This is a genomic window from Fluviicola chungangensis, assembly GCF_007558725.1.
In the GTDB taxonomy this organism is placed as follows: domain Bacteria; phylum Bacteroidota; class Bacteroidia; order Flavobacteriales_D; family Crocinitomicaceae; genus Fluviicola; species Fluviicola chungangensis.
The window spans coordinates 35,951-48,344 of the sequence record NZ_VLPL01000004.1 but is presented as its reverse complement, the minus strand read 5'-3'; the positions used below and the strand labels follow the sequence as shown (position 1 = coordinate 48,344).

The 12,394-nt window shown below is 41.2% G+C and carries 10 protein-coding genes; all 10 read left to right on the top strand.

Annotation, left to right across the window (positions count from 1 at the left end; all coding sequences use genetic code 11):
- Positions 1–93: 93 nt before the first annotated feature.
- The 10 genes from FO442_RS09130 (at position 94) to FO442_RS09085 (ending at position 12,376) form a co-directional block, all read left to right on the top strand.
- Positions 94–1,017, top strand: a complete 924-nt coding sequence (locus FO442_RS09130; RefSeq protein ID WP_144332866.1) for a TolB-like translocation protein — start codon at positions 94–96, stop codon at positions 1,015–1,017.
- 639 nt (positions 1,018–1,656) lie between these two features.
- Entirely contained in the window at positions 1,657–3,045 is a 1,389-nt protein-coding gene (locus FO442_RS09125) for an RtcB family protein (protein WP_144333197.1), read from the top strand.
- Positions 3,046–3,323: 278 nt separating this feature from the next.
- Positions 3,324–4,019 carry a peptide chain release factor H gene (gene prfH, locus FO442_RS09120; protein ID WP_144332865.1) on the top strand — a complete coding sequence of 232 codons (696 nt, stop codon included), beginning with the start codon at positions 3,324–3,326 and terminating at the stop codon, positions 4,017–4,019.
- Positions 4,020–4,069: 50 nt separating this feature from the next.
- Positions 4,070–4,549, top strand: coding sequence for a hypothetical protein (locus FO442_RS09115; protein WP_144332864.1), 480 nt, complete (start codon positions 4,070–4,072; stop codon positions 4,547–4,549).
- Positions 4,550–4,674: 125 nt separating this feature from the next.
- Positions 4,675–6,426, top strand: a complete 1,752-nt coding sequence (locus tag FO442_RS09110) for a carboxypeptidase-like regulatory domain-containing protein (RefSeq protein ID WP_144332863.1) — start codon at positions 4,675–4,677, stop codon at positions 6,424–6,426.
- A 78-nt stretch (positions 6,427–6,504) separates the two neighbouring features.
- The gene (locus FO442_RS09105; protein ID WP_144332862.1) at positions 6,505–8,592 is read left to right on the top strand and encodes a S41 family peptidase; all 2,088 of its coding nucleotides are present in this window, start codon (positions 6,505–6,507) and stop codon (positions 8,590–8,592) included.
- Positions 8,593–8,603: 11 nt separating this feature from the next.
- Positions 8,604–9,638, top strand: a complete 1,035-nt coding sequence (locus FO442_RS09100; RefSeq protein WP_144332861.1) for an LIC11966 family surface protein — start codon at positions 8,604–8,606, stop codon at positions 9,636–9,638.
- Between the two features lie 136 nt (positions 9,639–9,774).
- The gene (locus FO442_RS09095; RefSeq protein ID WP_144332860.1) at positions 9,775–10,632 is read left to right on the top strand and encodes a DUF4846 domain-containing protein; all 858 of its coding nucleotides are present in this window, start codon (positions 9,775–9,777) and stop codon (positions 10,630–10,632) included.
- A gap of 378 nt (positions 10,633–11,010) precedes the next feature.
- Entirely contained in the window at positions 11,011–11,793 is a 783-nt protein-coding gene (gene map, locus FO442_RS09090) for a type I methionyl aminopeptidase (RefSeq protein WP_144332859.1), read from the top strand.
- Positions 11,786–12,376, top strand: coding sequence for a hypothetical protein (locus FO442_RS09085; protein WP_144332858.1), 591 nt, complete (start codon positions 11,786–11,788; stop codon positions 12,374–12,376). The genes map and FO442_RS09085 overlap by 8 nt, the downstream gene beginning before the upstream one ends.
- The last annotated feature ends 18 nt before the right edge of the window (positions 12,377–12,394 follow it).

Sequence of the window (12,394 nt, the reverse complement as noted above, 5' to 3'; positions counted from 1 at the left end):
CAAATTAGCAACCGGATGATCAAAAATCCTGCATTTTCTGACAACTTTTGCGACCACAAATTACGTACTTTCACCGATTAAACATTCATAGCCATGCTGCGATTCAAACTAAGTTGTATCCTATTCATTTCCTGCTTTTCTTTTGCACAGGATTCCCTTTCCGTCTCTCTGTTCGATAAAAGCCTCAACCAATTCCTGAATGTGCGTGATTTTTGCATTTCCAAAGACGGAACAGAAGCATTTTTCACCGTTCAAAGTCCGGACGGCACTATTTCACAACTTGCGCGAATCCGAAAAACAAAAAACGAATGGACCGAACCCGAATTGCTCCCGTTTTGCGACGAAAACAGCTACATGGAAGCATTTCTCTCAGATGACGGATTGCGTCTTTATTTTGCTTCTGACCGACCTGAAAAAGGAACGAAGGTCACTGAGAAAAATTTTGATATCTGGTACGTTGAACGAAAATCCAATCCGGATCCCTGGTCCGAACCGATTAACCTCGGAAAATCAGTGAACTCGGAGAACAATGAATTCTACCCGACACTGAGCAAAAACAACAACCTGTATTTCACGATGGATGCCACAACCGGGAAGGGAAAAGACGATATTTATTTCTGTACCTGGAACGGAAAAAAGTATGCTTCACCAGTTTTGTTGAACGATAATATCAATAGCTCCGGATATGAATTCAATGCCTTCATTTCCAGTGATGAGCGCTTCTTGCTTTACACCAAATACAATACTCCGGATGGCAATGGAAGCGGTGATTTATATATCGCCAAAAAAGATGCAACAGGAACGTGGCAAAAAGCAGAAAATCTGGGAGCGATTATCAACAGCAAACACATGGAATATTGCCCCTTTTATGATGAAAAAACAGAGACTTTGTACTTCACCAGCAAACGTGTCGAGATCGGGACGAAAGCATTTAAAAACCTAGCTGAATTCCAGGAATATGTGAACCAGGGAGCGAACGGGTTGAGTAAGATCTACCAGGTGAAAATTAAATTTTAAAGGTTCTGTCACTTCGAGTTTTTGCGGTTCTGGTTAAACCCAAATTTTCAAAAAAACGACAGCAAAAGTATCGAGAAGCAGACAGAAAAGAGCTTCTCAAAAAAATCTTATTACTACGTAATAACCAGTCGCTCCCCAATTTTTTTTTCAATTCGCACACAACCGTATCATTTTTTTTGCGTTACATTTGTGCTGTCGAAAAGATGTCGACAAAAACAAGTATTAACAATTTTAAAAACCGAAGCAATGATCAATTTCAGTACGACATTAGGAGCTCCTACAGGCAAAGATGCTTGTGTGCTCGGGCTTTGGGTTTTTCAATAGCGATTTATAAAATCATCTGTATATGAAAATCCGAAGCTCCTAGAGGTTTCGGATTTTTTTGTTTTAGGTACCACCAAAATTTCCCGGAATCTCTTTTAATCAAGGTCAGAAATGACTGCAATCAAAAACAGGATTAATCCTTTGTTGGATGCATCGACAAGTCGATGATTACTTTTCCACAAATGCGCAGATTTTATGCTCGCTTACCGGACTCGCTTACCGGACTCGCTTTTGGAGTTCAAATGGCGACTGGTAAGTGCCATGTTTTATCTGTGCATCAGTGGTAAAAAAGGATTCGATCCCAAAGAAAGAAAAATGGGAAATAAGATTAAGGGGAAAGATCTGTTGAAAATAGGCTTCCCCAACGACAACTCTGTAAACATCGCCTTAGGGCTGATCAGCAGGTATAAAAAAAGAGAAACAAAAGACCGCGTTCTGAAAGAATTGTCCGAATTGCTTTACGCTCCGGATGAATACATCGGAGATGGAATTTGGGGCAAGGTGGCAGAAGGACTCATTGCACCGGTTGAGGTGAAATTCAACGAATTGAAGATCGAACGATCACCGTTTTTGATCTACGGCGAAAATGAAATTGATGACAAAACAAAACATCAATTCTACCAGGCTTTGAAATTACCTGTTTCAGTTCAGGGAGCTTTAATGCCTGATGCACATTACGGTTACGGCTTACCGATCGGAGGCGTTTTGGCAACGGATAATGCGGTGATTCCTTATGGGGTCGGAGTAGATATCGGTTGCCGGATGTCACTGAGCATTTTCGATGCACCGGCGTCGTTTTTCAATGGAAAAACACATCAATTGGAGAATTTACTTTCGGAACATACCAAGTTCGGAATGTATGAAACACACAAGATCAAACACGATCATCCGATTATGGAAAGCAAGCTGTTTCGCGAAATTCCACTTTTGAGAAAGTTGAAAACCAAGGCATACCAGCAGTTGGGAACTTCCGGCGGAGGAAACCATTTTGTGGAATTCGGAACAGTAACGATTACTGCTTCGGATGCAGGAATACCTGCGGGAGAGTACTTTGCTTTGTTGAGTCACAGCGGCTCACGGGGTTTGGGAGCAGCAATTGCTAAACAATACACGCAATTGGCTGTGAAACAATGCCCGTTGCCGAGACAAGTGCAGCATTTGGCCTGGTTGAACCTGGACACACACGACGGACAAGAGTACTGGAATGCCATGAACCTTGCCGGTGAATATGCAAAAGCTTGTCACGATGATATTCACGCACGATTGACCAAAAAGTTGGGGCTCCGCATGTTGATGACGATAGAGAACCACCACAATTTTGCATGGAAAGAAACCGTTAATGACAAAGCATGTATTGTGCATCGAAAAGGTGCAACACCAGCCGGTTTAGGTGAATGGGGAATCATTCCCGGAAGTATGACAGCACCCGGGTTTATTGTCCGTGGATTGGGAAATGCTTCCAGTTTGAATTCAGCATCTCATGGTGCCGGACGCGTGTTCTCACGCTCGGAATGTAAAAGCAGGTTCACGAAAAGCGAGATGATGAAAACCTTGAATAATGCCGGTGTCAGTTTGATCGGAGGCGCAGTAGATGAAGCTCCGATGGCTTATAAGAACATTCATCAGGTCATGGGAAATCAGCAGGAATTGGTAGAAACGATCGGGACATTTGTTCCACGTATTGTGAGAATGGACAAGAACTAAGCGCAGCTTAGTGAAGACTGAGGCTCCATCTCACAAGATGGAAAAGCCGAGGGAAAGCGCAGCTTAGTGAAGACTGAGGCTCCATCTCACAAGATGGAAAAGCCGAGGGAAAGCGCAGCTTAGTGAAGACTGAGGCTCCATCTCACAAGATGGAAAAGCCGAGGGAAAGCACAGCTTAGTGAAGACTGAGGCTTCATCTCACAAGATGGAAAAGCCGAGGAAAAGCACAGCTTAGTGATTCAAGTCAAGCATTAGTGAAGACATTAAGAAGCAACAAAATGGAAACAAAATTAGTACATATCACAACAGCAAAAGGTCCTCTGGAGTGCCAGTTGGCCGCCGGGAAAATCTTGGCCGCTTTGCTTGCAGAGTTACGGCAGAAAGGGGTACAGGCAGAAGTGATTGATCGCACTGCCGGGCAAGAAAACGGAACGATTTTATCCGCCACCATCCAAATCAACGGAATTGCGATTCAGACAGCAATTCAATCCTGGTTAGGGACGATACAATGGATTCAGCAAAGTCCGTATCGTCCCAATCATGGACGAAAAAATTGGTTTGTGGGCATTTTTGAGGTAAACCCGGTGGAAATTACCGGCTGGGACGAAAATGAGATTAGTTATCAATCTGTTCGAAGCAGCGGGGCAGGCGGACAGCATGTGAATAAAGTCAGTTCTGCGGTTCGGGCAATTCACAAGCCGAGCGGAACCATGGTTTTTGTACAGGAAAGCCGTTCGCAGCTTCAGAACAAGAAAATTGCTCGTGAACGCATCCGTGAAAAGCTGGAAAAGGTCCAAAGTGAAAAGCTGGTTTCGGTTATTAATCAAACCTGGTCGCAGCACCAGGAACTGGAACGCGGAAACCCGGTGAGAACCTTTACCGGGATGGATTTTAAACCCAAAAAGGCGGAGAAGACTTTTAAGAAACAACGCAATAAATTGAAACAGGAATTAAAAAAAGAATTGAATGGGTAGGTATCAGTCGCGACTGATACCTGCCCTATCGTTACAAAAATGGAAAATTTATGACAGCAAATATTTACCTGGTAAAAGCCCTGGATTACTATCCGTACAACCTGGAAGAAGCTTTGGAATCGTTGAATTATGCAATGGCATACGAAGAGAATAATCCGATTGCACTTTGCCTGATGGGAAGAGTGAACCTGGAGATTTTTAAGGATTATCCGCTCGCAAACAGCTATTTCAGGGAAGCGCTTGCTGCCAGTGTCGACTACCTGGAAACCTACACGTACTTTTTGGATTGTTTACTAATCCAGGAAGAATTTGAAGAGATGGTGAAACTGTTGGCTTTTGCACGAAAACGAAAAGGGATAGACAGGGGATTACTCTTCTATTATGAAGCCCTGCTTCTGGAAAAACAATTGAAGTTTAAAAAAGCACAAAAAGTAATCAAAGAAGCCATGCTTTTGGCTCAAACCGGTTCGTTTATGTCCGATTTGGAAGAGATGAAAAAGCGGATCGAGAAGAAAATAGCTTTGAAATGAGAAAACGGATGAACCGTTAAAATGTCCCTGATTATCGGGGACATTTTTGTTGAGGCACTTAAGTCAATAGTTTTATTGTTTTACAGAATAATTCGATAATTTAATCCCGACAATTTATACTACTGATGAAATACTTGCTCTTCATACTGATTTTCATACTCTCCAATCGACTGACTGGTCAGCTAAGAGAAATCGAAGGGAAAATTATGGATGAATCAACTAATGAAGCAATCCCTTTTGCAAATATTCAGAATCGCTCGCTAAGGAAAGGAACCATTAGCAATGCAGATGGATTTTTCAAGATTTCATTTGAAAAATGGACAGATACCATCTGGATTCATAGTGTCGGATTCAAATCTCAAAGACTTACACTGGATCAAAGAACAGGGTTTTATGTGGTGAAAATGCAGGAAAGCATTACCGAATTGGGAGAAGTGATGGTGACGCTTAATGAGAATATTCAATTGTTTCATCTTCTGGAAGCCTGTAGAACCAATCCGAATAAAATCAAACAGCAGGCGAAATCCTACTATGAGTTGAAAACGTTTATCGATGATAAACAAGTGGAATTGGTAGAAGGTTTTTTCAATGTCGGGCTTTCGGGATACGAACTTTCAAGTCAGGAGTTGAAAGCCGGGCGAATTGCCATGCAAACCTACGATGAACAAATGCGCATGTTTGTTTCGACTGAAAGTTCCAAAGCGATTATATTATCCAAAGTAATGAATGAAACGGATTACTTTCCCTTGAGTCCGCTTTCGATGAACTTAAAAAAAATGCGACGTGGTTTTTACCTGAATCTGGATCGTAAATACCTGGACGACAATCAAGATTCGATTACGGTAATCAACTACTTGCCCAAAATAAGATCAGGTAATTATTTCAAAGGAAAAATCTGGTTAAATACCACTCAAAACAGATTGGTGAAGCAAACAATGGAGTGTGAGGATTGTAAAATCCATCCTTTTCTACCACTTTTTGAATCCGATAGTATTTTGAAGGTTAATCTTCAAATCACAAAGACATTTGGACCCAAGAATGGAAAACAATTGTTTAATCATGTAGACTTTAACTATGAAATTGCTTATAAAAGTAGATTTGGTCAATCAGGTGAGAAAAATTACCGAATCAAGACGAGTGCGCTATTATATGCTTATGACTATGACGAAACTTTTTTCATTCCAAAGTTTGAGTTTGATAAAAAAGCATCTGATTACAGAAAGATATTCTCTATCCCTTCAAATGATTTCTTTTGGAAATACAACGATGAATACCGGATGAATGATCATCAGAACAGTAACCTTGCTTTCTTTTCCGACCCGGCTTCGATGACAAATGCAAACTATTCTGTCAAAACGGATTCTCCGTTGAAAAAGGGTTTTTTCCAGGAACCTTATATTCGATGGTCGACCAACCGGATTATCTTTAAAGAAAGCATTCCCGATTCATTACTTGACCACTCTAAAGTTGGCCTTACCGATCGAAATTACAACCTTTCCGTAAAGGTTTTTTTGGATATGAATTCCTATCAGGATTCAACGAATATACTGACCTGTACGATTTTTGATCCGTATGAAAGTTATTATTTGCTTCCAATTGATACGGTAACTCATTGTTTTATAAATATCTACTTTGATTTGGTTGAAATAGAGCGAAGAAAACTTGAAAAGACTTTGAAAAACAAGGTCCTCACTCGGGAAGAGCTGAATGAAAGGTATGATGAATTCATCAGAATGTGTGATTTGATAAAAAAGATGTACTTTGAAGACGTAGATCACGGAAGAAACAGAAGGCAGCTTATTAAATGGAATTCGTTTGTGAAATCTGAATTACAAATTGATAATATAGAGATTTTCGGATTGTTTAAAGAACCGTAATTGTTTTTTTAATCAATTTCTTTGAGATTTTTTCCATATCAAAATTCGTAGTACTTTTGTCTCTGAAAAATCCTTACTTTGCGTTTAAGATCTTTACTTACAATCACCTTACTAAGCTTGCTTCTTGCATTTCAATCAGTTGCTGGAGAACCGGACTCATTATCTGTCAGTGTTCGGCTATTGGTCAAAAAAATCCAAAACAAACATGTAAAACCGAGACCAATCGATGCGGAATTCGGAAACCAGGTCCACGATTACTTTTATTCTTTTATGGATTCGAAAAAGGAAATCCTATTATCCGATGATTTGGCATACCTGAAGAAGTTGAGCTCGAAATTGAATGAGGATATTGATAACGGAAAACAAGATTATTTCTCAGAGTTTTACCGGATCTTTACCGAAAGATCCAAACAGATCCAGGCGATTCAGAAAGGGTATTTAAGTAAACCGGTTGTGTTGAACAGCACAAAAAAATATGACCCGAAGATGCGGGATCAGTTGACTTCGGAAAATTACAAGGTTTTTTGGGAGAACAATTTGTGCCTGGCTGTCTTTTCAGAGATTGTTGCCATGCATCCGAAAGATGCAAAGGTGTTATTGAAAGATTCGCTGACTCAATTTGAAAAAAAGGCACGGATAAAGATTGAAACCCGCTATTCCAATTTTTTTGAAATGGTTCAGGGCAAAAAGGGAATGCAGGAAATGTACCTGAATGCCATTGCTATGAGTTTCGACCCGCACAGTTTGTATTTCAGCCCAAGTCAAAAGGCGGGGTTTGTAGAAGAATTGTCGACCCAAAAAGAAAAATTCGGGATCTCTTATGGACTGGACGAACAAAACCGGGTTATACTTACCGAAATTCTTCCGGGGAGTTCCGCCTGGTTAAGTAATGAGCTTGTCACCGGAGATCAGATTCTGGGAGTCCGTTTCAACTGGAACTCGACTACTTGGCTGGAAGTGAAATCCGGAATCAGCGGACTGAAGGAGCTGTCGGAGGCATTCAAGAATTTCCAGGGAAGAGAGATTACCTTGCGCATAAAAGATCAGGACGGGAAAGAAGAACAGGTTGATCTTCAGAAAACACTTGTCTACAATGATAATGATAACATCAAAAATGCATTGATGACGGGTCAGAATAAGATTGGTTACATCAGCCTTCCTGATTTTTACACCAATCATACAGCCAGTTTTACCGAGCAAGGTTGTGCAAATGATATGGCAAAATGCATCCTGAAATTGAAGAAAGACGGCATTGAAGGATTGATTTTGGATTTACGCGGAAATGGCGGCGGTTCGTTGTATGAAGCAATCGCGCTTTCAGGGATTTTTATTGATTACGGACCAATTTTGGCTACCAGCGATAACACCGGAGAAGTGACAGTTCTGAAAGACATTAACCGTGGATTTATTTATGACGGACCATTGATGGTTTTGATCGATGCTGGAAGCGCATCAGCTTCTGAAATCGTTGCAGCGGTTTTACAGGATTATAAGAAAGCGATCATCGTTGGTGTTCCCAGTTTTGGTAAAGCAACCAGCCAGGTAGTTTATCCCCTGGATCCGCTGGTAGGTGATTTTTCAGCGTTGCAGGAAAATCCGGATTATGGATACGCCAATATTACCGGCGGGTTTTTGTACCGGGTGAATGGAAAGTCCAACCAGGGAATTGGTGTAATACCTGACATTGAATTGGGAAAAACTTCTTTTGATACGATCGAAGAACGTGAACGGGTCTATAAGAATGCGTTGGTTCCGGGAGCGATTGACAAAAAAATGGTATATACACCATCATCAGTTGATTTACCGGTGGATCAATTAAAAACGTTTTCTATCAGGCAGCGCACCGAAGAAATTTATTTGAATTACTATCACATGCTGGATTCAATCGGGAAGGATTACACTGAAAATCAAATCCGTTCTTTAGACATGACCGCATACTGGAATGAGTCTTTAAAAGCAGCTGCTGTAATGGAACGATTCAAAACCTGGAGAAATACGACGAATTGGAACTACCAGGTGCGTTCGAATTCATTTGATCAGACTGTTTACGATAAGAACCCGATCCTGAAAAAATACTTTGAAGATTTTACAACGCACTTAAAAGGAGACATTGAGCTGTTTGAAGCACTTGGAATAATGAACGAATGGCTGCAATTAATCAATTAAATAAACAACAAATGAAGAATCGATTACTAAAAATCACCTTAATGATCGCCTTTTTCGGAACGGCGAATACCTACGCACAAACCGCAGTAGAGTATATGAATGTATTTACAGCGGAATACGGCAAGATCCAACAGGATATGTGGGATTATACCAGTTCTGTTTCACACGGTAAAAGTGCCCGCAAAGTAGAAAAGCGGAGAGTGGAGTTAATTCAAACCTCCAATGCGGCGTTAAGCAAGGCGAAATCTGCGAAAGGATTTAACGGGTCGACACAATTCCGTGATTCGGTGATTGAGTATTTCCGGATTGCAAATCTTGTGTTGAAAGAAGATTATGCAAAAATCGTGGATATGGAAGCTGTTTCCGAAGAATCGTATGATGCCATGGAAGCTTACATGCTGGCGAGAGAACGTGCGAATGATAAATTGATAGAAGCTTCGGAAATGATCAGCAGGGAACAAAAATCATTTGCAGGATCAAATAATATCAATCTGATTACATCCGATGATCCATTGGATAAAAAAATGGCTGTAGCCGGAGAAGTGTACGATACATATAATGAGATTTATTTGATTTTCTTTAAAAGCTTTAAACAGGAAGTTTACCTGATGGATGCGATTGGCCGTCAGGACATCAATGCCATTGAGCAAAACAGAAATGCGTTGGTTGCTGCAGCGGAAGAAGGATTGAAAAAATTGGATGCCGTAAAACCTTATAAGAATGATAAAAGCATGGTTGAAGCCACCAGAAAACTATTGAATTTCTACATTGAAGAAGGGAAAAACGAAACCCCCAAAATGGCAGATTATTTCATGAAAACAGAAAACTTCAATAAAGTGAAGAAGGCATTTGATGAAATTCCGGAAAAGAAAAGAACGCAGGCTGATGTAGATGGATACAATAAAGCTGTAAACGAGATGAATGCCGGAGTGAATACATTCAATGCAACCACTCAAAACCTGAATAAGAAACGTTCTGCGTTAATTGACAGCTGGAATGCGACAGCAGAAAAGTTCACAGATACGCACGTTCCGAAAGGGAAGTAAGGATACACAAATCCCTTGTGAGTGCGTGATAACACATAACAAGAACCGATTCATCCGTGAGTCGGTTTTTTTTTGAAAGGTGGGTTGGTGTTTAGGGGATTCCTTATCTTGCATCGAACTTGAAGCCGTCATATCCATGAATAAACGAACATTTGCCGTATTTTTAATTGCCTTAACAGGAATGACTTCCTGTAACTTCGATCCGTCAAAAACCATCCATGGAGTGTATGCGGAGGAACAGGTAATCGATACCTCCGGATCAACAATCGCAACACGCTTTCTTCCTCCCGAAGGATATGTGCGGACAGCGCAGGACAGCAGCAGTTTCGGATTTTATTTGCGCAATCTCCCGCTTAAAAAGCATGGTTCCGCTGTTCATTTATACAACGGTAATTTAAAAGGAAACCAAGGTGCACATGTGGCGGTTATCGACATGTCTGTAGGTAAAAGGGATTTGCAGCAATGTGCCGATGCGGTGATGCGTTTGCGGGGGGAATATTTATTCCAAAACAAACGATATTCAGACATTCATTTTCGATTTGTGAGTGGCTTCAATTGCGCGTATTCAAAATGGCAGGAAGGAAACCGGGTAGTGCTGAACGGGAATTCCGTTTTTTGGCAAAAATCGGCTGCTCCCGATAAGAGTTATTCGTCGTTTTTAAAATACATGGAAACGGTTTTCAATTATGCAAGCACACTTTCCCTGGAAAAGGAATTGCGTTCCGTGGAATTGAAGGACGTGGAAATCGGGGATGTATTGATTCGTGGCGGGTCACCTGGACATGCTGTTATCGTGGTGGATATGGTTGAAAAGGTAGATGGGGAAAAACGGGTGCTTTTAGCACAAAGCTATATGCCGGCCCAGGAAATTCAGGTGTTGATGAACCCAATGAACAGCAAAATTTCACCGTGGTACGACCTGGACGAGCAACTGAAGATCTATACGGCGGAATATACGTTTGAAAAGTTCCAGCTAAAACGCTTTGCGAAATAAACCGGTTGCCGACTCTGCTAAGTCAACCACAGAGAGAAGTTGAACTCACGAAGTTTAATCCTGAGTTTTCCTTCGTTGCTGTCGCACCAATGGTCGTTGCAACTGCGCCCCAAATTATTTCCGCACTAACGTTTGTCATAATTTAGTCTTCAAAAGCTTCGCATCTCCCAAATTATTTCCGCACTAACGTTTGTCATAATTTAGTCTTCAAAAGCTTCGCTTCTCCTAAATTATTTCCGCACTAACGTTTGTCATAATTTAGTCTTCAAAAGCTTCGCTTCTCCTAAATTATTTCCGCACTAACGTTTGTCATAATTTAGTCTTCAAAAGCTTCGCTTTTTCTTATCTTTGCATCCAATGAATTTCTTGAATAAGAGTATGATTAAATATAAGACAGCCGAAGAAATCGAAATTATGCGTCAGGCGGCCCTGGTCGTTAGCAGAACGTTGGGGAAGGTGGCGGAAATCATTCGCCCGGGGATTACCTTGCTTGAATTAGATAAAATGGCTGAGGCTTATATTCGTTCACAGGATGCGATTCCGGGATTCCTGGGATTATACGGTTGTCCGAGTACTTTGTTGATTTCGGTGAATGAGCAGGTTGTTCATGGCTTGCCAACCGAGCGAACCATCCAGGAAGGAGATATTGTCTCTGTGGATTGCGGAGCTATTTACAAAGGATATTATGGAGATCACGCTTATACCTTTGCGATTGGAAAAATTTCCGAAGCAAAGCAAAAATTGCTGGATGTAACGTTAGAATGTCTGTATTTAGGAATCGAACAGGCAACTACCTCTAATCGCATAGAAGATATCGGTTGGGCGATTCAAACGCATGCCGAAAAGCATGGTTACGGAGTTGTTCGTGAACTGGTCGGACACGGATTAGGCAAAACATTGCATGAAGATCCGCAAGTTCCCAATTACGGAAAAAGAGGGCGTGGTAAAAAGATCATGAATGGTTTGACAATTGCCATTGAACCGATGATCAATATGGGAACTGAAAAGGTCATTCAATTGGAAGATAACTGGACCATTGTAACCGCTGATGGTCAGCCGAGTGCACATTTCGAACACGACATTGCCGTAGTTGACGGAAAACCGGTCATTCTTTCCACTTTCGAGTATATCGAAGAAGCCCTGGCTAAGAAAAATGATTAGTGAACGGATCGTTTTACTTGCTGTTCTGACTGCCGGAATGTATGGATTATCCACCTTGATGAAGGATGGAGCATTTATTTTTCCTTTCGGATTGTATAAAGCGGGCTTGTTTCTGGTTGCTATCGTTTTATTGATTGCAAACCGGAAAAGAATCGGGTTAAAAGAAGTGACCCTGATACTTTGGACGGCCTTTTTGGCGGTCTCCTCCAAATTTGTCATGCAACTGATCTTTGCAGAGCGCGATTTTGAGCGTGAAATGAATACCATGGTTTCTTTTTCTTCCTGGTTTTTCTTAGGATTTGTTCTATTCTTTTTCTTCTGGCAAATGTTGCTTGCTTTTGAAGACGATACCATGTATCGTTGGCTGCAAATTGCGAACGCACTGGCCATGATGGCTTGTTTGATGATGAATTTGTTCGAATGGTTGATTGTTCCCACCTGGATGTGGCTGATGTCACTCTTTCTGAGTAAGGCCGAAAACCCGATGCACAAATCCATGGCCGGTTTGGCAGGATTTGTTATCGTCAGTTCCTGGTGTTCCGCACTGTATTTTGGAAAAGAAGCGATATTGGGAAACCTGTAACATTTCTTTTCGAACGCA

Excerpts from the sequence above, each read along its gene's own strand:
- FO442_RS09130 (WP_144332866.1), top strand. The coding sequence starts at position 94 with ATGCTGCGATTCAAACTAAGTTGTATCCTATTCATTTCCTGCTTTTCT.
- FO442_RS09125 (WP_144333197.1), top strand. The coding sequence starts at position 1,657 with ATGGGAAATAAGATTAAGGGGAAAGATCTGTTGAAAATAGGCTTCCCC.
- prfH (WP_144332865.1), top strand. The coding sequence starts at position 3,324 with ATGGAAACAAAATTAGTACATATCACAACAGCAAAAGGTCCTCTGGAG.
- FO442_RS09115 (WP_144332864.1), top strand. The coding sequence starts at position 4,070 with ATGACAGCAAATATTTACCTGGTAAAAGCCCTGGATTACTATCCGTAC.
- FO442_RS09110 (WP_144332863.1), top strand. The coding sequence starts at position 4,675 with ATGAAATACTTGCTCTTCATACTGATTTTCATACTCTCCAATCGACTG.
- FO442_RS09100 (WP_144332861.1), top strand. The coding sequence starts at position 8,604 with ATGAAGAATCGATTACTAAAAATCACCTTAATGATCGCCTTTTTCGGA.
- FO442_RS09095 (WP_144332860.1), top strand. The coding sequence starts at position 9,775 with ATGAATAAACGAACATTTGCCGTATTTTTAATTGCCTTAACAGGAATG.
- map (WP_144332859.1), top strand. The coding sequence starts at position 11,011 with ATGATTAAATATAAGACAGCCGAAGAAATCGAAATTATGCGTCAGGCG.
- FO442_RS09085 (WP_144332858.1), top strand. The coding sequence starts at position 11,786 with ATGATTAGTGAACGGATCGTTTTACTTGCTGTTCTGACTGCCGGAATG.